Source organism: Bradyrhizobium sp. GW821-FHT13H05 (genome assembly GCF_058804065.1).
Genome location: NZ_JBXAPO010000006.1, coordinates 274,546 through 298,850, shown reverse-complemented (window position 1 = coordinate 298,850; position 24,305 = coordinate 274,546). Strand labels below are relative to the sequence as shown.

The 24,305-nt window shown below is 65.9% G+C and carries 24 protein-coding genes; 10 read left to right on the top strand and 14 right to left on the bottom strand.

The window, feature by feature from the left end:
- Positions 1-7: 7 nt before the first annotated feature.
- Together AC1RR3_RS20930 and AC1RR3_RS20925 are read right to left on the bottom strand one after the other, a co-directional pair.
- Positions 8-1,378 carry an amidase gene (locus AC1RR3_RS20930; protein ID WP_492825007.1) on the bottom strand — a complete coding sequence of 457 codons (1,371 nt, stop codon included), beginning with the start codon at positions 1,376-1,378 and terminating at the stop codon, positions 8-10.
- Positions 1,359-2,555, bottom strand: coding sequence for an MFS transporter (locus AC1RR3_RS20925; protein WP_492825006.1), 1,197 nt, complete (start codon positions 2,553-2,555; stop codon positions 1,359-1,361). The genes AC1RR3_RS20930 and AC1RR3_RS20925 overlap by 20 nt, the downstream gene beginning before the upstream one ends.
- A 26-nt stretch (positions 2,556-2,581) precedes the next feature.
- On the opposite strand from AC1RR3_RS20925, the gene AC1RR3_RS20920 reads away from it, so the two are divergent.
- Positions 2,582-2,917: a hydroxyisourate hydrolase gene (locus AC1RR3_RS20920; RefSeq protein WP_492825004.1), complete on the top strand. Its 336-nt coding sequence runs from the start codon at positions 2,582-2,584 to the stop codon at positions 2,915-2,917.
- A gap of 302 nt (positions 2,918-3,219) precedes the next feature.
- On the opposite strand, the gene AC1RR3_RS20915 is transcribed toward AC1RR3_RS20920, so the two are convergent.
- From AC1RR3_RS20915 to AC1RR3_RS20900, 4 genes are read right to left on the bottom strand one after another with little or no spacing between them, the layout of a single operon-like run.
- Positions 3,220-4,035 (bottom strand): ABC transporter permease, encoded by an 816-nt coding sequence (locus tag AC1RR3_RS20915; protein WP_492825003.1) that lies wholly within the window; start codon positions 4,033-4,035, stop codon positions 3,220-3,222.
- Positions 4,035-4,898 (bottom strand): ABC transporter permease, encoded by an 864-nt coding sequence (locus AC1RR3_RS20910; protein WP_492825002.1) that lies wholly within the window; start codon positions 4,896-4,898, stop codon positions 4,035-4,037. Before AC1RR3_RS20910 ends, AC1RR3_RS20915 begins: the two co-directional genes overlap by 1 nt.
- A 9-nt stretch (positions 4,899-4,907) precedes the next feature.
- Positions 4,908-5,954: an ABC transporter substrate-binding protein gene (locus tag AC1RR3_RS20905; RefSeq protein ID WP_008138281.1), complete on the bottom strand. Its 1,047-nt coding sequence runs from the start codon at positions 5,952-5,954 to the stop codon at positions 4,908-4,910.
- Positions 5,955-5,999: 45 nt separating this feature from the next.
- Positions 6,000-7,094: an ABC transporter ATP-binding protein gene (locus AC1RR3_RS20900; protein ID WP_492825001.1), complete on the bottom strand. Its 1,095-nt coding sequence runs from the start codon at positions 7,092-7,094 to the stop codon at positions 6,000-6,002.
- 88 nt (positions 7,095-7,182) lie between these two features.
- On the opposite strand from AC1RR3_RS20900, the gene AC1RR3_RS20895 reads away from it, so the two are divergent.
- Positions 7,183-8,562: an amidase gene (locus AC1RR3_RS20895; protein ID WP_492825000.1), complete on the top strand. Its 1,380-nt coding sequence runs from the start codon at positions 7,183-7,185 to the stop codon at positions 8,560-8,562.
- On the opposite strand, the gene AC1RR3_RS20890 is transcribed toward AC1RR3_RS20895, so the two are convergent.
- A complete protein-coding gene (locus tag AC1RR3_RS20890) occupies positions 8,563-9,312 on the bottom strand; it encodes an aspartate/glutamate racemase family protein (RefSeq protein WP_492824999.1) in 750 nt (249 codons plus the stop codon). It lies immediately after the preceding gene.
- 2 nt (positions 9,313-9,314) lie between these two features.
- Entirely contained in the window at positions 9,315-10,022 is a 708-nt protein-coding gene (locus AC1RR3_RS20885) for a GntR family transcriptional regulator (RefSeq protein WP_492824998.1), read from the bottom strand.
- 198 nt (positions 10,023-10,220) lie between these two features.
- Here AC1RR3_RS20885 and AC1RR3_RS20880 point away from each other — a divergent pair, with 198 nt between their 5' ends.
- Genes AC1RR3_RS20880 through hydA form a run of 5 tightly spaced genes read left to right on the top strand, consistent with a single transcriptional unit; the run spans position 10,221 to position 14,998 of the window.
- Complete coding sequence (locus AC1RR3_RS20880) at positions 10,221-11,225, top strand: ABC transporter substrate-binding protein (RefSeq protein ID WP_492824997.1); 1,005 nt, start codon at positions 10,221-10,223, stop codon at positions 11,223-11,225.
- Positions 11,209-12,060 carry an ABC transporter permease gene (locus tag AC1RR3_RS20875; protein WP_492824996.1) on the top strand — a complete coding sequence of 284 codons (852 nt, stop codon included), beginning with the start codon at positions 11,209-11,211 and terminating at the stop codon, positions 12,058-12,060. Before AC1RR3_RS20880 ends, AC1RR3_RS20875 begins: the two co-directional genes overlap by 17 nt.
- Positions 12,060-12,836 carry an ABC transporter ATP-binding protein gene (locus AC1RR3_RS20870; RefSeq protein WP_492824995.1) on the top strand — a complete coding sequence of 259 codons (777 nt, stop codon included), beginning with the start codon at positions 12,060-12,062 and terminating at the stop codon, positions 12,834-12,836. Before AC1RR3_RS20875 ends, AC1RR3_RS20870 begins: the two co-directional genes overlap by 1 nt.
- Positions 12,837-12,845: 9 nt before the next feature.
- A complete protein-coding gene (locus tag AC1RR3_RS20865) occupies positions 12,846-13,577 on the top strand; it encodes a maleate cis-trans isomerase family protein (protein ID WP_492824994.1) in 732 nt (243 codons plus the stop codon).
- Positions 13,538-14,998, top strand: coding sequence for a dihydropyrimidinase (gene hydA / locus AC1RR3_RS20860; protein ID WP_492824993.1), 1,461 nt, complete (start codon positions 13,538-13,540; stop codon positions 14,996-14,998). The genes AC1RR3_RS20865 and hydA overlap by 40 nt, the downstream gene beginning before the upstream one ends.
- A 213-nt stretch (positions 14,999-15,211) precedes the next feature.
- Here hydA and AC1RR3_RS20855 read toward each other — a convergent pair whose 3' ends face one another.
- The 6 genes from AC1RR3_RS20855 to AC1RR3_RS20830 form a co-directional block, all read right to left on the bottom strand.
- Positions 15,212-16,048: an ABC transporter substrate-binding protein gene (locus tag AC1RR3_RS20855; protein ID WP_492824992.1), complete on the bottom strand. Its 837-nt coding sequence runs from the start codon at positions 16,046-16,048 to the stop codon at positions 15,212-15,214.
- Positions 16,049-16,114: 66 nt separating this feature from the next.
- Positions 16,115-16,597 carry a MaoC family dehydratase gene (locus AC1RR3_RS20850; RefSeq protein WP_492824991.1) on the bottom strand — a complete coding sequence of 161 codons (483 nt, stop codon included), beginning with the start codon at positions 16,595-16,597 and terminating at the stop codon, positions 16,115-16,117.
- 9 nt (positions 16,598-16,606) lie between these two features.
- Positions 16,607-18,190, bottom strand: a complete 1,584-nt coding sequence (locus tag AC1RR3_RS20845; protein WP_492824990.1) for an acyl CoA:acetate/3-ketoacid CoA transferase — start codon at positions 18,188-18,190, stop codon at positions 16,607-16,609.
- 16 nt (positions 18,191-18,206) lie between these two features.
- Complete coding sequence (locus AC1RR3_RS20840) at positions 18,207-19,349, bottom strand: acyl-CoA dehydrogenase family protein (RefSeq protein ID WP_492824989.1); 1,143 nt, start codon at positions 19,347-19,349, stop codon at positions 18,207-18,209.
- 12 nt (positions 19,350-19,361) lie between these two features.
- The gene (locus tag AC1RR3_RS20835; protein WP_492824988.1) at positions 19,362-19,730 is read right to left on the bottom strand and encodes a tautomerase family protein; all 369 of its coding nucleotides are present in this window, start codon (positions 19,728-19,730) and stop codon (positions 19,362-19,364) included.
- A gap of 3 nt (positions 19,731-19,733) precedes the next feature.
- Positions 19,734-20,840 (bottom strand): LacI family DNA-binding transcriptional regulator, encoded by a 1,107-nt coding sequence (locus AC1RR3_RS20830; RefSeq protein ID WP_492824987.1) that lies wholly within the window; start codon positions 20,838-20,840, stop codon positions 19,734-19,736.
- A gap of 183 nt (positions 20,841-21,023) precedes the next feature.
- Between AC1RR3_RS20830 and dapA the strand changes: the two genes are divergently transcribed.
- The 3 genes from dapA to AC1RR3_RS20815 are packed head-to-tail and all read left to right on the top strand — an operon-like array spanning position 21,024 to position 24,297.
- Positions 21,024-21,932, top strand: a complete 909-nt coding sequence (gene dapA / locus AC1RR3_RS20825) for a 4-hydroxy-tetrahydrodipicolinate synthase (RefSeq protein WP_492825154.1) — start codon at positions 21,024-21,026, stop codon at positions 21,930-21,932.
- 14 nt (positions 21,933-21,946) lie between these two features.
- Positions 21,947-23,137, top strand: coding sequence for a CaiB/BaiF CoA transferase family protein (locus AC1RR3_RS20820; RefSeq protein ID WP_492824986.1), 1,191 nt, complete (start codon positions 21,947-21,949; stop codon positions 23,135-23,137).
- A complete protein-coding gene (locus AC1RR3_RS20815; RefSeq protein WP_492824985.1) occupies positions 23,134-24,297 on the top strand; it encodes an acyl-CoA dehydrogenase family protein in 1,164 nt (387 codons plus the stop codon). Before AC1RR3_RS20820 ends, AC1RR3_RS20815 begins: the two co-directional genes overlap by 4 nt.
- Positions 24,298-24,305 lie beyond the last annotated feature (8 nt).

Genomic DNA, 24,305 nt, shown 5'->3' with positions numbered 1-24,305 from the left:
GAAATCGTCACCAGGCCTGCAACTGCGCCTCGATCTGCCGAGCGGCGCGCAGCAGCGTGCGGTCCTGGCCGCGCCGGGCGATGATCTGGAGACCGAAGGGAAGGCCATGCGCGTCACGCCCGCACGGAATCGAAATCGCCGGCAGGCGGGCGTGATTGACGAAGGGCGTGAACACCGCATGCCCGCGCGGGCTGGCGGGGCGGCCGCCGATCATGTCGGGTCCGAGTTGGGTGAACGGCCATGCGACGCAGGGGACTGTTGGCGCCAGCAGCAGGTCGGTATCGCTGAAGAAGGCCGCGAATGCATTGGCTATCGCGGCGCTCGCCACCAGCGCGCCGGCGACGTCGGTGCCGGACCAGGACAGTCCTCGCTCGATCTGCTTGGCGATATCAGGATCGAAGACGGCTGGATCCTTGCGAAAGGCATCACCATACAGCGCGGCGAGGCCCGCATGCTGAAGCGGCATGATGGCGTCTTCCGTTGCGCCGGCCGGCCAGACCGGATCGCGGTGCGTGATGCGCAGGCCCGTGGCGGCGAGACGCGCAACGGCAGAAGCGATGCCATCGGCGACGACATCATCGACGGCGACGTCGAGCCCGAGACGCGGCGAGAACGCGATGCGCAAATCCGCGATGTCTTGGGCCTCTTGCGCTATGCCGGCGGAATCCGGATCGCGCGGATCGATGCCCGCCATCGTCTCGAAGGCCAGCGCGATATCGGCGACATCGGTCGCGATCGGTGCAATGACGGAGAGGCCGAAGAACGGCTCGGCGAAGCCGGGCCCATAGGGGATCGCGCCGTAAGATGGCTTGAAGCCGGAAACGCCGACATGGGCCGGTGGCCGGCGGCTGGAGCCGCCGGCATCGGTGCCGATCGCGAGCGGCACGAGGCCGGCTGCAACGGCGGCGGCCGGCCCGCCGGATGAGCCGCCGGGCGTCAGCGCGGGATCGAGCGGATGCCGCGTGGGCCCATACAGCTGAGACGTGGTGACGCCCTTGCTGGCGAACTCGGACGTGGCGCCCATGCCGACGACGGCCGCGCCGGCATCGCGTAACCGTTCGATCGCGATCGCATCGCGCGGTGCGACAAAATCCCTGAACAATCGTGAGCCTTGCGTGATGCGCCAGCCACCGACCCAGATGTTGTCCTTGACGATGACGGGAACACCGGCGAGCGGCAGTGTCTCACCGGAGCGCAGGCGATCGTCGACCGCGGCGGCATCGGCGAGCGTGCGTGCGGGATCGACCGTCACCACTGCGTTCAAGGACCTGGCGGCGTCTATGCGGTCGAGGGCGGCCTTCGCCGTCTCGACGGCGCTCGTTCGCCCGGCCGTGACGTCGGCCGCAATCTCGCGTGCGCTATTTTTTCGCTTTGTCATGGCCTCCCCACGCCAGTGCAATTGTGCCTGCGAGCGCAAGACACGCCAGGGTAAAGAACGCCGCGCCGAGACTGGCTGCGCCATCGAGGATCGACACCAGCGCCGGTGCGGCGAGCAGGCCCAAATAGGACGCCGTCAGCACCGCGCCCGTGGTCTCGCCGATCCGGTCCTGCGGGGCGAGGCGGGCGATCTCGGCGACGAAGACGCCGTTCCAACCCGAGGCCGTCAAGCCGAACAATGCGGCAACGACGAATTGCCCGGTGCGACCGAGCGATGCGCCATCGAGGCCGAGCAGCGCCGCGCAGAACGCCATGCCGAGGCCGATGATGACGAGCACGGCGCGGGAAGCGTCGAGGCGCATGACGAGATAGCCCCAGCCGAGCCGGCCGACGAGGCCGCCGGCTTGTGCGCAGGCGAGCGCCATGCCGGCCTCGATGTGGGTCAATCCGAGTTCGCGGGTGCCGAGCGTGACGAAGACGGTGTTGAGCGACACCTGCATCGCGCTGAACGGCATCGAGGCCAGCGCCAGCATCGCGATCCGCCGGTCCGCGGTCACCAGCGCCAGCCGCGCACGCAGATCGAGCTTCGGCGGTGGCACGATCTTGATTGCATAGGCCGGCCGCAGCCGTTCGAACAGCACGATCGCGAGCAGCGCGCAGGCGCCGACCGCCGCATAGCACCAGGCCGGCCCGAGCCAGATGGCGATGGCGGGCAGGGCCAGCGAGCCGCAGACCGCGCCGATCTGGTTGCCGGTCTGGCGCATCGAGAAGACGAAGGCGCGCCGCTCGGCAGTCACGAGCCGCGCCAGCAGGGCCGCGCTCGCGGGCGTCTCCGGCCCCATGGCAAGACCGAGGCAGAGGCCCGCTGCGAGCAGCGCGGCGGTCGATCCGAGCGAGGCCAGCGCCATGCCGACGACGATGGCCGCTGCGCAAAGAGTTGCGATCCGCAGCGAGCCGAGCCGGGCGATGAGGCCGCCGCCCCAGAACGAGGCGGGGATGCCGACCGCGAATATCGCACAGGAGAACATCGAGAGCTGCCAGACCTCGATATGGGCACGTGGCGCCACCACACCGGGCGCGAACATCGCGAGGGCGACGATGGCCTGAAGCGAGGTCATCGCCGCCAGGGCGGGCAGCAGCGCGGGCGCTGGCCGAATGGCCGTGTTTGCGTCTAACATGGCGGCGCGCTCACGGGAGGAACATGGTGGCAGGCGGTATTTCCATTCACGCGGTCGACGTGGCGAGCGGCCGGCCGGCGCAGGGGCTGCGCGTCGAGATCTGGCGGATCGATCCGGACTCTTCGCGTATCGCAGACGGACGACTTGGTGCCAATGGCGTGCTCGATCATCCCATCACGCAAGGCGCTGATGTGACGGCGGGCGAATACGAAGTCCTGTTTCATCTCGGCGAATTCTTTGGCGACAGCTTGGGCTTCCTCACGGTGACCCCGTTCCGCTTTCGCATCAAGGATGTCAACGAGCATTTTCATCTGCCGTTGAAATTCACGCGGTGGGGTTTTTCGCTGTTTCGTGGTGCCTAGGACATTCGCATCTGGATTTCACGAGGACGGCGCGGGCTTGCTTCGCCTCTCCCGCTTGCGGGAGAGGCCGACGCGCTCGCAGAGCGCGGCGGGTGAGGGCTCTCTCCACACAGGGATATTCTCCGCAATTCTCGACAATCCCGATGCGGAGGTACCCTCACCCCAACCCTCCCCCGCGAGCGGGGGAGGGAGCCCACTGCCGATGCCGCCGCAACGTGCACGCCATATGCGATAGCCCTGCCCAGCAAGGGAGAGGGAACGCAGCTTCATTGCGGAGCCAGGCGAGGCTCATCCCATCAGCCTTAGTTCGTCAGCCGCCGCGACAGGCCGGTGACGCGCTCCATCACCGCGACCAGCGCGACGGTCGCGATGATCAGCACGCCCGACAGTGCGGCGATCGTCACGTCGAGCTTGCCCTCGAGATCCTGCCACATCCGGATCGGCAGCATGTCGGTGGCGGCATCGCGCAGGAACAGCGAGACCGGCACGTTGTCGAAGGACGACATGAAGGCGATGAAGGCACCCGCAATGATGCCGGGCCGGATCAGTGGCAGCACGATGCGGCGGAAGGTGTAGATGCGGCTCGCGCCCAGTACCGCCGAGCTTTCGAGCAGGGTCGGTTCCAGCTGGGCGAGCGCGGCAACCGTGTTGCGCACGACATAGGGCACGCAGACCACGGTATGGCCGATCACCAGCGTCAGCGGCGACACCGGCAGGCCGACCAGCGAGAACAGCATCAGCGCAGCCAAACCAAAGGCCAGCGCCGGCAGCACCAGTGGCGACATGAAGAGGGAATCGAGCAGCCGCGCCGACAGTTTCGGCGAGCGCGAGATTGCGAGCGCTGCGGCGACGCCGAGCACGACGGACAGGCCCGTTGCCCACAGCGCGACGATGAGGCTGTTCTTGGCCGCGAAGTGCAGCTGCCAGGCGTCCCACAGCTCGGCGTACCAGCGCAGCGAATAGCCCGGCGGCGGGAAGCGGAGCGAGAAGCCGCTGGTGAAGGAGACGATCAGCACCACCAGCGAAGGCGCGATGATGATGATCAGCGCGATGATCGCGATCACGGTCATCACGAATTCGAAGCTGAACGCTTCCAGGGTGCGCTTGCGTCCGCTCATCATGCACCTCCATAGCCGCGCGACAGGCGGCCGAGCGTCGTGAAGACGGAGACGACGGCGAGCACGGCGAGCAGGAAGATGATCGAGATCGCCGAGGCAAAGGGCCAGTTCTGCAGCGTCGAGGCCTGCTGATAGAGATACATCGGCATGAACAGCATCTGCCCGCCGCCGATCAGCGACTGGGTGATGAAGGCGGTGATCGCCGCGGCATAGGTCAACGTGCAGCCGGCGATCACGCCGGGCAGGGACAGCGGCAGCACGACCCTGAAGAAGGTCCGCCAGCTCCCGGCGCCGAGCGAGCAGGAGGCATCGTCGAGATTGGGATCGATGCGGCCGAGCGCGGTGATCAGCGGCAGCGTCATGAGCGGCATCTGCACCTGCGCCAGTGCGATCACCACGCCGAACTGGGTGTAGAGCAGTTTGAGGGGCGTATCGATGATCCCAAGGGATTGCAGCGTCGCGTTGATGATGCCCTGGCGGCCCAGGATGACGATCCAGGCGAAGGTACGGACCACGACGCTGGTCAGCAGCGGGAGCAGCACGATCAGAATGATGATGGTCTGAAACTTTGGTCCGACCCGCTGGTAGAGCCAGGCGATGGGAAAGCCGAGCACGAGGCAGACGGCCGTCACCTCGGCGCCCAGCAGCAGCGTCGAGCCGAGCACGCTGAGGCTGAAGGGATCGGTGAGGAAGTGCAGATATTGGCCGAGCCCCCAATGGAGCGCGGCCGTGTCGTTGTGCAGCGAGAGCCAGAGCAGTTGCAGCAGCGGCGCCACGAAGAAGACCAGGAAGAACAGCGCCAGCGGCGCTGCCAATCCCATCCCGTAGGAGGTGACGTCCCGTGAGGCCGGTGCTGTGCCCATGACGAGGTCCTAGATCTTGATCTCGCGGTTGAAGCGTTCGATCCAGGCCGAGCGCTGCTCGTTGATCTTCTTCCAATCCTGGAACACGAATTTCTGCTTCAGCTCGGCGGTGTCCTTGGCGAGCACGCGCGCGATCTCGCCGCCCATCGTCACCTTGGAATTGGTGGGAACGATCAGATAGGGCGGGTTCATCAGCGTGGTCTGTACCTCCGGCGTCAGCGACGCCTCGATCAGCTTGAAGGCAAGCTCGCGGTTCGGCGAGTTCTTGACGATGTGGATCGTGGTCTTGAAGGCGATGGCGCCTTCCTTCGGGGCCACGAACTCGACCGGCACGCCGCGTGCTTTCAGGATCTGGATGGCGTTGAAATTGCCGGGCGAGATATCGATCTGGCCCTGCTGGAACAGGGTTGCGAGCGCGCCGGGATTGGCGGCGACGGCCGCGAGATTGGGCTTCAGCTCCTCGATCGCCTTGAAGCCGGGATCCACATTGGCTTCCGAGCCGCCGCGCATCTTGGCGATCTCGACCAGCCAGCCGGTGCCGAGCGTCGAGTTGAGATTGGTGATGCCGACGCGGCCCTTGAACTCGGGCTTCCACAGATCGGCCCAGGAGGTCGGCGGCGTCTTGACGGCTTCCGGATTGTAGGTGAGGCCGACGACCTGGAAGAACGGGGCGGGACCCATCGGCTCCTGCGCTTCGGCGATCAGGTCCTTGTAATAGGCGCTCTTCTCGACCGGATAGGGTTCGACCAGGTCCTGGCCGATGGCGACGAGGGCCGGACCGGGATCGTGCAGCATGACGTCGATCGGCGGATTGGCTTTTGCGGCATTGACCTTCGCGATCTGGTCGACCGAGAGCATGGGGTCGAGCACCATCGCGGCATCCGCGTTGGCTTTGCGGAAAGCCGGCACCAACACGGCCTTGTGCGCTTCCTCCCAGCTTCCGGTGAAGGTCGCGAACACCAGCGGTCGGGCCTGGGCGTAGCTCAGCCCGGGAAACGCCTTCATGGCGCCGAGTGTGAGTGCGGTCGTCATCAGGCTTCGGCGGTTCATGATCATGGTCGAACTCCCTTTGAACTGGATCTAAAGCGTTCTGGACTGGATCTAAAGCGTTGCAGGAAAGGCGTTGGCGAGCGATGGGGCGAGCGGGGCGAGGCGCACGGCGGCGCCGCTCTCCAGTGCGCGCGTCTCACCGATGCGCGCCTGGGAGACCTTGACGCCGAAGCCGTCGGCGGTCGTGACCTCGTGCACGACGGTAGCACCCAGCGGCAGCGACATGCCGACGACGCCGGCAAAGCCGGTCTCGTCGCCGACGAATTGCAGATGCTCGGGCCGGATGCAGACGGTGACGCGACCGCCTTCGCTGAGGGTACCGCCTGCGGGCCGTGCGATGATCTCCGCGCCGGCATCGAGGCGGACCTTGGCGGCTGTGCGGTCCGCCGAAACCACCACACCGGGCATGCGGTTGCTGGAGCCGACAAAAGTGTTCACGAACAGCGTCTGCGGCCGGTCGTAGATGTCGGACGGCGATCCGAACTGCTCGAGCTTGCCGTGGCTCAGCACCGCGACGCGGTCGGCCATCGAGAGTGCTTCTTCCTGGTCATGCGTCACGATCAGCGTGGTGATGCCGGAGACGCGCTGCAGCCGCTTGATCTCGATCTGCATGTCGAGCCGCAGATTCTTGTCCAGCGCAGCAAAGGGCTCGTCGAGCAGCAGGATCGACGGCTTGATTGCCAGCGCGCGGGCCAGCGCCACACGCTGCTGCTGGCCGCCGGAGAGCTGCCGCGGCAACCGCTCGCTCATGGTCGGCAGCTGCACCAGCTCCAGCAGCCGCTGCGCCTCGCGCTGGCGCGTCGCCTTGTCGACGCCGCGAGCGGCCAGTCCATAGCCGACATTGTCGCTGACGGTGAGATGCGGAAACAGCGCGTAGTTCTGGAACACGATGCCGACCGCGCGCTTGTTCGGCGGCAGCGCGTCGACGATGTCGTCGCCGATGATGATCCGCCCCTGCGTCTGCGCGATGAAGCCGGCGATGATGCGCAGCAGGGTGGTCTTGCCGCAGCCGGAGGGTCCAAGCAGCGCGATGATCTCGCCACCCTTGATGTCGAGATTGATGTTCTCGACCGCGAGCGCGCCGCTCGGATAGCGGTGGGTGACGGCGTCGACGACCAGCGATCGGCCGCCTTGCATTTCAGCCATGGTGTTGCCTCCCGTTACCCCAGAGGAGAAAGCAAGTCTCGTGCCCGCCCCGCTCGCCTTTCGATGCGAGGTTTGGCATTGTGGGGCGATGACATCGATTTGCGATCTCTCCGCCACAACCCTTGCGCGCGCGATTGCCCGCGGCGAGCTGTCCTCGCGTGAGGCCGTCGAGGCGCATCTGATGCGGATTGCGCACAGTGACGTGCAATTGGCGGCCTTCGTCACGGTCGATGCGGAGGGCGCCCGCCGCGCCGCGGACATCTGCGATGCCGCATCCGCACCAACCGGCCCGCTGCATGGCGTGCCCGTAGGGATCAAGGACCTCACCGACACTGCAGGACTTACGACCACGTACGGATCGGCTCTGTTCCGCGATCACGTCCCGGCCGAGGATGATCTCGTGGTCGCGCGGCTGCGGCGCGCCGGCGCGATCATTTTGGGAAAGACCAACACGCCGGAATTCGGCTTCGGTGCGGTCTGCACCAACCGGTTGCGCGGGCCGACGCGCAATCCCTTCGATCCCGCGCTGACCTCCGGCGGATCGTCCGGTGGCTCTGCCGTTGCGGTCGCGGCCGGCATGGTGCCGCTCGCGCATGGCACCGATTTCGGCGGCTCCGTGCGCACGCCCGCAAGCTTCTGCGACATCGCCTCGATCCGGCCGACACCTGGCCGCATCCCGTCGCCGCGCCGTCCGCTCGGCTGGGACATGCTGGCCACCCACGGCTTCCTCGCGCGCGGTGTCGACGATCTCGAACTGGCGCTGTCGGTTTGTGCTGGAGGCGATGCGCAGGACCCGCTCTCGACCGGCGTCGTCGATGACGATCGGCCGGTTGCGGGACGTCCGCGGATCGCAGTGACGCCCGATTTCGGTGTCGCGCCCGTTGCGCGCGAGGTGCGTGCGCGTTTTGCCACTGCCTGCGAGACGCTCGCGAGCGTTGCCGATGTCGTGCCGTCCTCGCCCGATTGTAGCGGTGCGATCGAGACCTTCCGCACGCTGCGCGCCGCGCATATCGCCAACAGCTATGGCGAGCTGCTGAGGACGCGCCGCGCCGAGCTCACATCCACGGTGATCTGGAACATCGAGGCGGGCGCGAAACTTTCCGCGGAGGATTATCTCAACGCCGAGCGCCGCCGCACCGCGATCTACCGCAGCTTTCGCGAGCTGTTCACCCGCGCTGATTTCCTGGTTGCGCCAGCGGCATCCGTCTTTCCCTGGCCGAACGAGATCAGCGACGTCACAGCCATTGATGGCACGGCGCTGGAGACGCCGATCGATTATCTCGCCGTCACCTTCATCGTGTCGCTGGTCGGTTTCCCGGTCCTGACCCTGCCGGCGCGGCGAGGGGAGAACGAGCTGCCGTTCGGCATCCAGATCATTGCCCCACCGGGATGCGAATCCCGCCTGTTTGCCTTCGGCCGTACCATCGAAAACGAATTGGGTTTTTCGCATCGCCGGCCGCCCCTCTGATCAGCTGTCGCGATGCTCGAGCCGGGCGGCGAGCGCGTCGGCAAGACCAATGGTGGGTTTGGCGGCGGGCCGGCGGAATGTGCCCGCCGTCGCCTTGCGCAGACGTAGCGCGACAAGTGCCTCGGCCTGCTTCACGGCAGCGACCACCTGATCCACGACAGGAACGGGGATCCGGTCGGCGACGCGCTCGGCGAGTCCCGAGAGCGGCGCGCCCGCAAAGATCAGCACATCGGCATTGTCTTCGACGATCGCGCGCTGGGCGAGTTCGACCAGTACATCCTCCTTCTCGGTGCCGACTTCGGAGATGGCCTGGAACGGCGTGTCGAGCATGCGGACACCGGCGCAGCGCTCCCGCAGCCCGTGGTCGCGGACGCATTCCTCGTACCAGGGCCCCAGCGCCTGGGCGAAGGTGACGATGGCAAAGCGGCGCCCGGCCATGCAGGCCGTCAGCATCGCCGCTTCCGCCATGCCGACCACGGGAATGTCAAACGTCTCGCGCGCGGCGAACAGGCCGGGGTCACCGAAGGCGGCAATGATCGCGGCGTCGACCTTGCGGTGCTGCTCGGCCAGCATCTCCAGCGCGATGGCGCCGCCGATCTGCGCTTCGGTGCGGGTCGAGATATAGGGCACGCCGCGGGTCGCGGTGCAGGGGATGATCTCGGTGCCGGAGGAGGCCGCGCGCTGCCCGACATCCGTCATCAGGTCGGTGACTGCGGTGCTGGTGTTGGGGTTGAGCAGCAGCAGCTTCATGGTTACGCCGCCGTCAGCTTGGGTTTGGGCGCGAGCGTTTCGAGCAGGGCGGTGCCGGTCTGGCGGACGTGGGCGCCGAGCAGGCGGCCGGCCGCTTCACTGTCGCGCGCCTCGAGGGCGGCGAGGATGCCGGCGTGCTCGTCGACGGAATTGCTCCAGCGCCGGTCGGCACCAAGCGCGAGATAACGTGCGCGTTCGGCGCGGGAGATCAACGTCTCGTGCGCCTCCCGCAGCGGCGTGTTGCGGGCCATGCGGACGATGGTGTTGTGGATCTCGCCGTTGATGGCGAAGTAATCGTCGAGCTTGCCGTTGCGGTGGTGACCTTCCATGCGGGTCTGAAGCGTGCGCAGGCGGGCAAGATCGCGGTCAGTGGCGCGCACCGCGGCGAGCTCGGCGGCAAGCCGCTCGATGCCTGCCAGCGCCTCGAACAATTCGCAGATGCCGTCGACCGCGAGGCCCGCGATGCGCGGGCTGCGGTTGGGGCGGAGCTCGATCAATCCTTCCGCTGCGAGCACTTTCATGGCCTCGCGGAGCGGCGTGCGCGACACGCCGAGCTCCTTCGACAGTTTTGTCTCCTGGGTCTGCGATCCCGGCGGCAGCTCGCCGCGAATGATCATCGTCCGCATCCGCGCAGCCGCACGCTCATGCAGGCCCATCCGCTTGAGTTTGGGCGACTTTCGTCCCTTCGGCGCTTCCGATTTTGGCTGCACGCGTGCCTCACTTCTCAAATTGATCTTAGCCGTTTCCGGCTCCTTGGCGTGCCCAAAATACCGACGTATCTCGCTGAAAACAATGGCATAGCGCGCAAATTGTATGCAGTGTGCAAAAACCGGATTGCGCTACGGCGAAGGGCGGCGGATGATCCTGCGCAACGCGCGAGATCACGCGCCTTCGAAACGGAGTGAGCGATGCGGACGAGTTTGCGATGGGGCCTCGTGGCGATGGCGGCGATGTTCGGCGGAGGCGATCTCGCCATTGCGCAGACCGCGAAGATCAAGCTCGGCTACGCCAAATGCGCGCACTGCCTGCCGATGTCGCTGATCCCAGGCATGGCGAAAAGCGTCGAGGTCGACGCCACCGGCTTCAACTCCGGCAACGACGTGCTGACCGCGCTGATCTCGAAGAGCATCGACGTCGCGCAGGTGACCTACCTCCATTACATCACGGCGCTCGACAAGGGCTTTGATGTCGTCGCCGTATCCGGCCAGATCAACGGCGGCTCGGAATGTCTCTCCTCCGCGAAGCTGAACCTGCCGCCTGATGACTGGACGGCGTTCAAGGCGATCGTCGCCAAGGGCAAGAGCGACGGTCAGATGCTGAAGGTCGCGGCCTCCCGCGGCAATGCGCAGGACATTCACATGCGCGGCGCCCTCCTCAAGCAGGGCGTCGATCCCAACAAGGACATCCAGTTCATCAACATTCCCAATCCGTCCGATCATCTCGCAGCCTTGCAGCGCGGCGAGGTCGACATGATCTGCTCGGTCGAGCCGTTTGCCTCGCAGATCAGGCTTGCCGGGGCCGGCAAGCACTTTGTGCTGCCGTATGACCAGGCCGCCGGAAATCTGACCAACCTGATCGTCACCCGCTCCGACGTGATCGCCAGCCAGCGTGCGGGTGTGCAGGGCGTCGTCACCGCCGTGGTCGAGCTCGACAACAAGCTGATCGCCGACAAGACGCTGTGGATCGACGTCATCAACAAGCTCACCGGCCTCGACAAGAATGTGGCGACGGAAGCCTTGAAGAATGCCTCGCCCGATCCGGCGATCCATCGGTCGCAGACGCTGGCGATCGCCGCGATGATGCGCGACCTCAAATACATCTCGAAGGACGTCTCCGCAGAGGCGGAGAAGAACATGGATTATTCGTTCCTGGAGAAAGCCACGGGAAAGCCCAAGAATGACCTCGGTTACTGACGCCCCGCCCGCAAGGCCGGCGTTTCGGCTGACGCGGGCGTTTCAGGGGCTCGAGCGCGTCGTCGTGCCGGCGCTGCTGATCGCGGGCTGGGAGGCTTTTGCCCGCAGCGGCGTGCTGCCGCCGGCGTTGCTGCCGGCGCCGAGCGCGGTGCTGCATGCGCTCGGCGACTGGGTGTTCGGCTTCGACGAGACCACGCAGACCTATTCCGGGCACTGGCTGCGCGATGCGCTCGCCAGTGCTCTTCGCGTGTTCGGCGGCTTTGCGCTGGCAAGCCTGCTCGGCATCCTCGCCGGTGTCGCCATCGGCTGGTCGCGCCTGTTCGAGAAGACGCTGGAGCCGACGCTGCAGATGCTGCGGCCGATCCCGCCGGTGTCGTGGATTCCGCTCGCCATCATCTGGTTCGGCATCGCCGACAAGCCGGCGATCTTCCTGGTATTTCTCGGCGCGTTCTTTCCCGTGCTGATGAACACCATCCATGGCGTCAAGACCGTGGACCACAATCTGGTGCGCGCCGGTGCGATGATGGGCGCGAGCCAGCGGCAGATGCTGACCGACATCGTGCTGCCGGCGGCGCTGCCCTCGATCTTCGCCGGCTTACGCATCGCGGTCGGATCGGCCTGGATGCTGACGGTCACGGCCGAGATGGTCGCGGTCAAGAGCGGCCTCGGCTACGTCTTGTGGGATTCCTACTACTTCCTGCGCTACGACATCGTGCTCGCTGCGATGATCTCGATCGGGCTGCTCGGCTATCTCTCCGACCTCGGCATCAAGGCGATCATGGCGCGCACGCTGCGCTGGCAGCAAACCACCACCGTGCAGGGCAGGGCGGGCTGATGGCGGCCATTGAGCTTCGCAACATCGTCAAGGTGTTCTCCGACAAGCGGCGCGGCCGCGACCTCCTGACGCTGGACAACATCGATCTCGACATCGAGGCCAATGATTTCGTCTGCCTGCTCGGCCCGTCCGGCTGCGGCAAGTCGACCCTCCTGAACATCATCGCCGGCTTCGAACAGGCAACGTCCGGCCGCACGCTGGTCGGCGGCAAGCAGGTGGAGCGGCCGGGCTCCGACCGCGGCGTCGTATTCCAGCAGCCCACCCTGATGCCGTGGCTGACGGCGATCGACAACATCGCCTTCCACCTCAAGCTCAAGGGTGTCGGCAAGGCCGAACGCCATCACCGCGCCATGGAGTTCATCGATCTCGTCGGCTTGCGCGGTTTCGAGCATCATCATCCCTCCGAAATGTCCGGCGGCATGAACCAGCGGGTCGGCATTGCCCGGGCGCTGCTGATGAACCCGAGCGTCATCCTGATGGACGAGCCGTTCGCGGCGCTGGACGCCCAGACCAAGCTCGAAATGCAGGAGGAACTGGTCGCGATCTGGCAGAAGCGCCGCTGCACCATCGTGTTCGTCACCCACAGCGTCGACGAGGCGCTGGTGCTCGGCAACAAGATCGTGGTGATGACGAAGCGGCCGGGCCGGATCCGCGAGGCCGTCAATTTCGACCTGCCGCGCCCGCGCGACATCACCAGCCCCGAATTCAACGACGCCAAGCGCCGCATCCTGTCCCTGATCCGGGAGGAGTCGACGCGCCTTGCGCAGGCGTCGTAAGGTAGAGCCATGCGCAAACGTCTCGGCATGATCACGCCGTCCTCCAATTCGGTGCTGGAGCCCGTCACCAGCGCGATGCTGGCGGGCGCCCCCGGCGTCACCGCGCATTTCTCGCGCTTCCGCGTCACCGAGATCGCGCTGGATGCCGCGGCGCTGAGCCAGTTCGATGCCTCGGTGATGCTGCCGGCGGCGGACCTGCTCGCCGATGCCAAGGTCGACGCCATTGCCTGGAACGGCACATCCGCAAGCTGGCTCGGCATCGACCGCGATAGAAGCTTGTGCGAGGCGATTACGGCGCGCACCGGCGTGCCCGCGACGACGTCCACGCTCGCCTGCATCGACGCCGCCCGCGCGCTCGGCGCCAAGCGTGTTGGCCTGGTCTCGCCCTATACGGACGACGTGCAGGGACGGATCGGCGATGTCTGGGCCGAGGAGGGCGTCGCCCCGCATGCCGAGCGGCATCTCGGCCTCCGCGACAACTTTTCCTTTGGCGAGGTCACGCCTGCGACCATTGCGGACATGATCCGCGCGGTGGCGGCAGAAGGCGCCGACGCGATTGTCATTCTCTGCACCAATCTCGACGGAGCGGCGCTGGCCGCTTCGCTGGAGCGGGAATTGGATATCGCCGTGCTGGACTCGGTCGCGGTCACGCTGTGGCGGACCCTGAGCCTTGCCGGCGGCGACATTGCGGCTCTTGCGGAATGGGGCCGGATATTCCAGACAATGCCAGTCATCAAGTGACGGAGACTCCTGTGACGCAGCTCGATCTCGCCATTCGCGGCGGCACCATCGTGACGGCCAGCGACGAGTTCCGCGCCGATATCGGCATTCGCGGCGGCCGCATCGTCAGCATCGCCGACAGCATTGAGGGTGCTGCCCGCGAGATCGACGCGACAGGCCTGCTGGCGCTGCCGGGCGGCATCGACAGCCACGTCCACATCTCGCAGGCCTCGGGCCCCGACGTGGTGATGGCCGACGACTTTGCCTCGGCGACGCGTTCGGCAGCCGCCGGCGGCAACACCATGGTGCTGCCCTTCGCGCTGCAGGAGAAGGGCACATCGCTGCGCACCTGCGTCGAGAACTACCGCAAGCTTGCCGAAGGCGAGTGCTACATCGACACCGCGTTTCACCTCATCATCTCCGACCCGACCGCAATCGTGCTCGGGCAGGAGTTGCCGGCCCTCGTCAAGGACGGCTACACCTCGTTCAAGGTGTTCATGACCTATGACGACCTCGTGCTCAGCGACAAGCAGCTGCTCGAAGTGTTCGACGTCGCGCGCCGCGAGGAGGCGCTGGTGATGGTCCATTGTGAGGGCTATGACGCCATCCGCTTTCTCACCAGCAAGCTGGAGCGCGAAGGCCATATCGCGCCCTATTATCACGGCACCTCGCGGCCGCAGGCGGTCGAGCGCGAGGCGACGCATCGCGCCATCAGCCATGCCGAGGTGATCGGCGTTCCCATCATGATCGTGCACGTCTCAGGCCGTGAGGCGATGGAGCAGGTGCGCTGGGCCCAGCAGCGCGGATTGCCGGTGCACGCGGAAACCTGTCCGCAATACATCACGCTCACGGCCGACGACATGAAGGGCCTGAACATGGACATCACGGGCGCGAAGTATGTCTGCTCGCCGCCGCCGCGCGATGCCGAGAGCCAGCAGGCGATCTGGGAGGGCATCACCACAGGCGTGTTCCAGACCTTCTCGTCCGACCACTGCCCGTTCCGTTACGACGACCCCAAGGGCAAGTTGACGCCGAATTCCCGCACCTCGTTCCGCTGGGTGCCGAACGGCATCCCCGGCGTCGAGACGCGGCTGCCGATCCTGTTCTCCGAGGGCGTCTCGAAGGGGCGCATCAGCTTGCAAAAATTCGTCGAGCTGACCGCGACCAACCATGCGCGCATCTACGGTCTCTATCCGCGCAAGGGCTCGATTGGCGTCGGGTTCGACGCCGACATCGTGCTGTGGGACCCGAAGCTGAAGAAGAGGATTCAACAGGCCGATCTGCATCACGGCGCGGACTACACGCCGTGGGAGGGCTTTGATGTCACCGGCTGGCCCGTCACCACTATCGCGCGCGGCCGCGTCGTCTACGAGCAGGGCAAGATCGTCGGCGACAAGGGCGCGGGCGAGGTGCTCAGCCGCGGCAAGTCGAGCCTGGTGTAACGGGGCCGCCGGGCGCACAATCCTGCGACCGTCACCCTGAGGTGGCCGCTTCTTCAGCGGCCCTCGAAGGGCGACGGCCGAGCTGCACCGGCTTGGCCGTGCATCCTTCGAGGCTCCCGATGGGGCGCGCTGCGCCCCATCACTCGCGCCTCAGGATGACGGGACTGGTACTGTCGCTGTTGCGACCGGCTTGAAGCGAAGCAATCCACTTGCTCAGTTCGTCGGCCCTTCGCCACGGATCGCGAACGTCGTGGCCTTCAGCTTGGTCATGCCGAACTTGTCGAACAGTTTGTCATAGGTGCCGTCGGCGCGGGTCGCCGTCAGCGCGTCGGCGAAGGCTTGCGCGAGCAGCTTGTCGCGGAAGGCGAAGGTGATGTCGGTGCCCGCGATGTCGCGGACCCAGATTTTTGCGATGCCCTTCTGCTCCAGCGCGTTGGCGGTCTCGTTGATGTTGAGGGCTGCTTCGAGCTGGCCGGCGCGCAGCGCCGCCGAGGTCGCCGTGACCGTGGTGAAGGTGCGCAGTTCGATCGGCTTGAGGCCCTTGGCAACCATCTCGGTGTTGAACTCGCGCGCCTTGCGCTCGGTATAGGTCGCCGATTCCACGCCCACCACGCGGCCGGCGAGATCCTCGAATTTCTCCAGCTTCAGGCTGGAGGCGGGGTCGGTGTAGATGCTGATCGCCTGCTGCGCGTAAGGCACGAGGTAGAGCATCTTGGAGCGCTCCTCGGTCCAGAACAGGCCGGTGTTGATGGCATCGAAGCGGCCCGAACGCAGCGCCGGGATCATCGGCGGGAAGTCCATGCGCAGGAACACCGGCTCGAGGCAGATGCGCTTGGCGATCTCGCGGGCGAGCTCGACATTGAGGCCTTGCAGTTCGCCCTTGTCGTCGACGAATTGCTGCGGCGGCAGCGTCGGGTTGATCGACATCTGCCATTTCGGCGCCTCGATCAGGCTCGATGCCGGCACCTTTGGCGTACAAGTCTGGGCGTTGGCCGCCTGGGTCAGGCCGAGCAGCAAAGCGAGGGCGGAGAAGGTCTTGGGAAATCGCATCTGAATACTCCAATCAAATCGTGGGTGGCAGAGGAGCCGTTCTCCGGTCCGACGTCTTCTTCGTTGTCACGTGGCCGCCGTCGCGTCGGCTTGCCGGGTCAGGATCAGCGAGATGTGACGGGCGGCCGTCACCACCTCGTCGCGCTGGTTGAGAAGATCGAGCGTCTCGACGACGATGCCGCGCTCGGGATTCTTGGTTGGCCGCTTCTCGACGAAGCGGAAGCGCACGCGCAAGGTGTCGCCGGCGACGATGGGGCCTTTGAACTTCACCTCGTCCCAGCCGAGCGAGGCGACCGAGGTCTCCTCATACAATTTCAGCTCCGACTTCAGCCCTTCCATCAGCGACAGGCCGAGCAGGCCGTGGCCGATCACGGCGGGAAAGCCGCGGGACCTCGCATAGCCGGCGTCGATATGAAGCGGATGGTGGTCGCGCGTGACGTCGGCGAAGACCGCGATATCGGCCTCCGTCACGGTGTGCGCAGCGGTCTCGAACTCCGCGTCGAGCGCGATGTCTTCATAACGGAGATTGATCGGGGGGCTCGTGTCCATGCTGATCCCTCAGGCGACCTTGCGAGGCCGCGCGGGCATGGCCATAAAACTCTGCGCGATCCCCATCGGGCCGGAGCGAAAGATGCGCGGGTCCATGTCCTTCAGCTGCGGGCTGATGCGCGGCTTGAAGCCCATATGCGCGAGGATGTCCTCCTCCAGGCGAACGCCCGGCGCGATCTCGGTCAGCGTCACGCTGCCGTTCTCCAGCTCGAACACGGCGCGCTCGGTGATGTAGCTGACGTGCTGGCCGCGCTGTCCGGCGAGTGAAGCACTGAAGCTGATCTGGCCGACCTGGGGCACGAATTTGCGGAAAGCGCCATCGCGCCGGATCGCGAGGCGGCCGTTCTCGACGCCGATGTCGAACTTGCCGCCGGTCATGGTGCCGCTGAAGATCAGCCGCTTGGCGTTCTGCGTGATGTCGATGAAGCCGCCGGAGCCGTCGCGGCGTTCGCCGAAGCGGGTGACATTGACGTTGCCGGTTTCATCGACCTCAGCGAAGGACAGGAAGGCGCAGGAGAGGCCGCCGCCATCGTAGAAATCGAACTGATAGGCCTGGTCGAGGATGACGCGCGGATTGATGGCGGTGCCGAATTCGCGGGCATGGCCGGGCACGCCGCCGACCACGCCGGATTCGACCGTCAGCGTGATCAGGTCGGAGATACCTTCCTCGGCCGCGACATTGGGGATCATCGCGGAGATGCCGACGCCGAGATTGACGACGTCGCGCGGGCGCAGCTCGAAGGCGGCGCGGCGGGCAATCACGCGCCGCTCGGTGAGCGGATCGGGCGTGATCATCGCCTCGGGCACACGCGTCTCGCCGCAGCGTGCGGGGTCATAGACCGTGCCGTAAGTCTGCATCTGATCGGGCTCGAGCACGATATGGTCGATCAGGAAGCCGGGGATCTTCACCATCTGCGGATGGATTGAGCCGCGCTTCACGATGCGCTTGACTTGGCAGATCACGGTGCCGCCGGCATTGTGCACGGCCTGCGCGATCGAGAGATCCTCGCGCGTCGTGCCCTCGTGCTCCATGCTGATATAGCCGTCTTCATCGGCGGAGGTGCCGCGGATGATGGCGACATCGGGTGGGGTGGGGACGCGGTAGAGCAGGTACGACTGGCCGTGCAGCTCGAGCAGATCGACCAGCGGCGCGGTGGTGCGCTTGTTCATGCGGCCGCCGTCCTGGCGCGGATCCATGTAGGTGTTGAGGCCGACATGGGTGAGCACGCCCGGATGCTTTGCGGCCATGGCGCGGCAGAGCTGGCTCATCACGCCCTGCGGGAAATTATAGGCGTCGATCAGCTCGTCGCGGACGAGCCGCATGAACGGCACTTGAAGGCCGAAATTGCCGCCGATCACGCGCGCGATCAGGCCTTCATGGGCGAGATGGCAGAGGCCCTTCTCGGTCACCGCGCCAACGCCGGTGATGTTGATCAGCGTCAGATTGTGCGGACCCTGGCCGCCGAGGAAGCGCTGCTCCAGCGCATCCAGAATGGCTTCGGCTGCACCCGTGCCGCCATTGCCGCCGACGATCAGCGTGTCGGCGTCGCGGATCAGGCCTGCGGCCTCTGCCGCGGTGATGATGCTCAGCATGCGCGCGCGCCCCGCATCACGCGGCCTCCTTCTCGACCTGGCGGGCGATGATCAGCCGCTGGATCTGGTTGGTGCCTTCGTAGATCTGGGCGAGGCGCACGTCGCGGAACAGCCGCTCGATGCGGTATTCGCGCGAATAGCCGTTGCCTCCGTGGATCTGGAGCGCGTTGGAGACGTGCTTCATCGCCATGTCGGTGGTGAACAGCTTTGCCTGCGCCGCCTCCTTGGCGATCGGCTCGCCGGCATCGTGAAGCCGCGCAGCGTGATGGATCAGCAGGCGCGAAGCCGCAATGTCGGTCGACATGTCCGCGAGCATGAACTGCACCGCCTGGAAGCCGATGATGGCCTGGCCGAACTGCTTGCGGTCCTTTGCATAGGCGGTGGCGTCCTCGAACGCGGCCTGCGCCATGCCCAGCGCCATCGAAGCCATCATCAGCCGGCTGAAGTTGAAATTGCTCATGGCCATCTTGAAGGCCTGGTTCTCCGGCCCCATCACGCTGTCGGCCGGCAGCTGCACGTCGGAGAAGGTGATCTGGCAGTCGTCGAGGCCGTGCATGCCGAGCAGCTCCTCGTTCTTGCCGCGGGCGATGCCGGGCAGGGCGCCGTCGACCAGCAGGCATGAAATGGAACGGTGGCCCGCTTCCGCGCCGGTGCGCGCGAACACCATGATGCGGTCGGCGACGCCGCCGAGTGTCACCCAGGCCTTGGTGCCGTTGAGCCGCCAGCCATTGCCCTCGCGCACGGCGTTGGTGCGGATGCCCGCGACATCCGAGCCGTGATCGGGCTCGGAGACGGCGGTGGCGGGAATGATGTCGCCGCTGAGGATCTGCGGGATCAATGCTTTGTGCGCGTCGGTGCCGTGATGGTCGAAGAACAGCACGGCTTCGACAGGGATCGCGAAGGCATTGGCGACCGCGCCGGAGCAGCGCGCCAGCTCTTCCATCGCGATGCAGGCTGCCACCGCGTCGAGCCCGGCGCCACCGGCGCCTTCCCGCAGGCAGATGCCGAACAGGCCGAGATCGGCCATGCCCTTGTAGAGCGTGCGGTCGAAACGGTCCTCGCGGTCGATCGCGGCGGCGCGCGGCAGGATCTCCGCTTCCGCGAAGCGGCGGGCGGTGTCGCGGAGAGCCTTCTGATCCTCTGTGTAAAAGCGGTCCATGGCGTGCTCCCGTCAGTCGCTGGCGAGCTTGGAATCGTGGGAGACTTCGCTGCGGTCGCGGTCGCAGAAATAGACCGCGACATCGTCGCCCGGCACGCCATAGGCGCTGCACACACCGCGGGTCAGGGCGATGGCGGCGGCGCGGCGCTCGGCCTCGCTACGCCGGAATGCGTGCACCTTGAGCAGGATGCGCTGGCCGTTGGCCTGGGCGCCGAACGTGCCGGCATGCGCGTAGTCGTCCGCGGCAATGGGCAGGAAATAAAGGGTGACCGTATCAGCGGTGACGCCGAACGCCGACATCAGGCCGTCGGTCACGGACCTCGCCAGCGCGGCCTTGCGCTGCGACGGGACTTGCGGGGCGAGCACTTCGACATAGGGCATCGATCAGACTTTCGCGGGCTTCGTTGCAGGCGATCTGGCCGCAGACGATTTGGATGGGGATGATTTGGGCTTGCCGGATCGCGCCGGCGTCGGGGCGTCGATCTGGCGGCAGGAATCACGCTTGATCAGCCGGGCGCCGACGCGATATTCGCGAACGCCGTCATTGCCGTTGCCATTCCCCCTGGCGTCCATGCGCTGCAGCAGCCGGTCGACGGCGAGATTGGCCAGATCGCGCGCGCCGTTGTCAACGATGCTGATGGCCGGGCGATGCCATTCGAACCACGGCATGTCCTCGTAACAGAGCAACGAGAGGTCATCGGGGATGGCGATGTTCCGTTCCGCGGTGACACGGAGCACGCCGAGCGTCGCCTCATGGTTGGCGACGAAGATGGCGCTGGGCGGGCGGGAGAGGTCGAGCAGCTTGCGCGCGCCGGTCGCGCCGGTCTCGGGTTCGAAATGGCCGGCATGAATCAATGTGTCGTCCTTGGCGATGTCTGCCTCGCGCAACGCGCGGACATAACCGGACAGGCGCTCGCGGCCGGACGTGGTGTCCTGGCGGCCGACGATCAGGCCGATGCGCTTGTGCCCAAGCTCGATCAGATGGCGCGTGCCGAGATAGGCACCTTGCGGATCGTCGGCGAGCACGGTCTCGAGATCGGTCGCGTCATCGCGCCGCACCAGGCAGACGATCGGAACGTCGTTTGCCAAGGCTTTGAGCTGCGGGCCGTTCTTGCCAGTGGGCACCACGATCAACCCGTCGATGCGATGATCGACCAGCGTGGTGAGCGTGTCGCTCTCCTGCTCCGGATCGTCGCCGCCGATGCACAAAAGCATCTGATAACTCAGCGCCTTCAGGCGCGCCTGCACCACTTCGGCCATGACCTGGAACGAGGCGTTGGTGAGGTTGTGGACGAGGAGCGCCACGAGCCGCGATTGTCCCGTCTTCAGTCCGCGCGCGATCGGGTTCGGCCGGTAGCCGAGCTCGCGCGCGATGCGCGTCAGGCGCTGCTGCGTGCGCTCGCTGGTCAGGCCTGTCCCGGTGAGCGCACGGGAAGCAGTGCTGACCGAAACGCGGGCCGCCTGTGCCACATCTTTGAGCGTGACGCTCATCAAACCTGCCGATAGACTGCAAACGATTGCAGAAAGCTATGAGCTTATTCTACGCGTATCAAGCTCAAAAAATGGATGGTGTTGCCCAATGCAGAGCCAGTTGCGCAATCGTTTGCAAGAAATATGCGGATATTCCGCAGGTGGCCGCCGGTCCCTGAATTCACCCGATTGTCCGGCGGTTCCCTGATGAAGATGTTTCGCGGCACCTACACCGTCATGATTACCCCGTTCACAGCGGCAGGCGAGGTCGACGTCGCGGCCCTGCGCGCTTTCGTGGATTGGCAGATCGCGGAGGGCATTCACGGGCTGATCCCGCTCGGCTCGACCGGCGAGTTCCTGTCGCTGGACGATGACGAGAAGGCGCTGGTGGCGGAGGTTGTCATCAAGCAGGCGGCCGGGCGCGTGCCCGTGCTGATCGGCACCGGTGCGGAGGATACGCGCGAGGTCGTCCGTCTCAGCCGCCGTGCTGAAAAACTGGGCGCGGACGGCGTGATGATCATTCCGCCGTTCTACTCAACGCCGACCGACGACGAGCTCGTCCATCACTACAAGACGGTGGCGGATGCGATCTCGCTGCCGATCATGGTCTACAACAATCCGGCGACGGCCAATGTCGATCTCAAGCCGCCTCTGGTGGCGCGCATCGCCGAGATCGACAACTGCCTTTATATCAAGGAGTCGACACTGGAGGTGACGCGGGTGCGCGACATCATCCGCCTCTGCGGCGACAGGATGACCGTGTTCGGCGGCATCCTCGGCTTCGAATCCTTCGTCGAAGGCGCGCAAGGCTGGGTCGCGGTTGCCTCCAATGTGGTGCCGTCGCAGATGGCGCGGATCTTCAGCCTGGTCGCCGATGACGGTGACATCAAGCAGGCGCGCGAGCTTTATCTGAAATATCTACCGGTGATCGAGTTCGTCGGCGGCCAGGCCTATGTCGCCGGCAGCAAGGCGCTGCTCGGTCATATGGGCCTTGCGGTCGGCCATCCCCGTTCGCCGCGATTGCCGCTTCCGGCGGCGCAGGATGCGGCTGCACGCGCTTTGGTCAAGACGTTCGATCTGGCGTGGCGCGGTGCGCCGGGTGCTGCTGCTTAATTGGGTGTGAACCGATGAACCTGCTCGACGGCGTCAAGATTCTCAGCTTCAACCACTATCTCGCAGGGCCGCTGGCCGCGCAGACGCTCGCCGATCTCGGCGCCGACGTCATCGCGGTCGAGCCGATCGAGGGGGCGTTTCAGCGCAACTGGGCGGTCGCCAATCATTTCGTCGCCGGCGACAGCGTCAATCATCTGGCGACCGGGCGCAACAAGCGCAGTATCGCGGTCGATCTCAAGCATCCCGATGGCATCGCCGCCGTGAAGAAGCTGGTCGCGACCTCCGATGTCGTGATGGAAAATTTCCGGCCGGGTACCATGGCCAAGCTCGGTCTCGGCTACGACGTGCTCAAGGCGATCAACCCCGGCCTGATCTACGCGGTCGCAACCGGTTTTGGATCGGACGGGCCCTACAAGGATCGTCCCGGTCAGGACCTGTTGCTCCAGGCGATGTCGGGTCTCGCGATGCGGACGGGACGCGCTGACGGCGAGCCGACGGCGGTCGGTGCCGTCATCGTCGACCAGCACGCGGCGTCGCTCTATGCCATGAGCATCCTTGCCGCGTTGTTCGCTAGGACCAAGACCGGCAAGGGACAGCTCGTCGAGGTCAACCTCTACCAGGCCGCCCTCGATCTCCAGGTCGAGCCGCTGACGGCATGGCTGAACGGCGCGCCGTCGCCGACATCGCGCGGCCCCGCCGGAATCGCAGCGTGGTTCAGCCCCGGGCCCTACGGCATTCACGCCACGGCCGACGGCCATATGGCGATTTCCATGGCCGCGCCCAAGGCGCTGGCGGCCGCGCTCGACAGCGAGGAGTTGAAGCAGTTCGGCGAGGCCGACAGTTTTTCGAAGCGCGAGGAGATCACGCGGATCGTGGCTAGCAGGCTGAAGCAGAAATCCACGGCGGATTGGTTGCCCTCGCTTGAAGCCGCGAAGATCTGGCACGCACCGGTGCAGGACTATGGCGACCTCGTCTCCGATCCCCAGCTCAACCATCTCGGCGTGTTCAAGTCCGCTGAGAGCACAGGCGGTGCACCGATCCGGATGGTCGCCCATCCCGCGCGCTATGACGGCCAGTCGCCGGAGGTGCGGCTGGTGCCGCAGCGGCTGGGCGCGCAGACGCGCGAGGTGCTCGGCGAGATCGGCTACGGCGCCGCGGACATCGACGCGATGATCGCCGGCAAGGCGGTGGGAGTGGCGCGATGATCGATTTCTCAATCCCTGAGGAGACGCGCCTCCTGGTCGATACCGTCCGCCGCTTTGTCGAGACGGAAGTGCAGCCGCTCGAAGATATCGTGGAGCAGACGGCCACGGTGCCGGCCGACAAGCTGGCGGTCACCAAGGCCAAGGCGCAGAAGCTCGGCCTTTATGCGATGAACATGCCGGCGGATGTCGGCGGGGGCGGCCTGTCCTGCATCGAGCATTGCCTCGTCGAGGAAGAATTCGGCAAGACCTCCGACGCGCTGATCCGCCGGGTGTTCGGCCAGGTCTATCCGATGCTGATGGCCTGCAAGGGCGATCAGGTCGAGCGCTATCTCAAGCCGACGGTGAAGGGCGACAAGATCTGCGCCATGGCGATCACCGAGCCGGGTGCCGGCTCCGACGCCGCCTCGATCAGCACGACCGCGCAGCTCGATGGCGATCAATGGGTGCTCAACGGCACCAAGCATTTCATCAGCGACGGCGACATCGCCGACTACGTGATCCTGATGGCGCTGACCGACAAGGACAAGCGAGCGCGCGGCGGCATCACGCTGTTCCTGGTGGATCGCGGCGCGCCCGGCTTCAAGGTCGCGCGCACGCAGCCGATGATGGGGCATCGTGGCTACGGCCATGCCGAGCTGAGCTTCGAGGACTGCCGCATTCCCAAGGCGGCCGTGCTCGGCGAGGTCGGCGGCGGCTTCAAGCTGATCATGCAGAGCGTGCTCCAGATCCGCCTTGCCCATATCGGCGCGCGCGCCGTCGGCATGGCGCAGCGTGCGCTCGAGATGATGCGCAAGCATGCCGGCGAGCGGCGCCAGTTCGGCCAGCTGATCGGCGACTTCCAGATGGTGCAGAAACTCATTGCCGATTCCGCCACCGAAATCTTCGGCGTCAAGATGATGGTGATGAACGCTGCCTGGGACATCGACCAGGGCAGGGATGCGCGCGACAAGGTCTCGATGATCAAGGTCGCGGCCTCCGAGATGCAGGGCCGCGTCGTCGACCGCGCCATCCAGGTGTTCGGCGGCATGGGCTTCAGCAAGGACCTGCCGCTGGAGCGCATGTACCGCGATGCCCGCGTCACCCGCATCTATGATGGCACCTCCGAAATCCACCGCATGCTGGTTGCACGCAGCACCATCAAGAACGGCCTGCAGCTCTAGGGAACGCT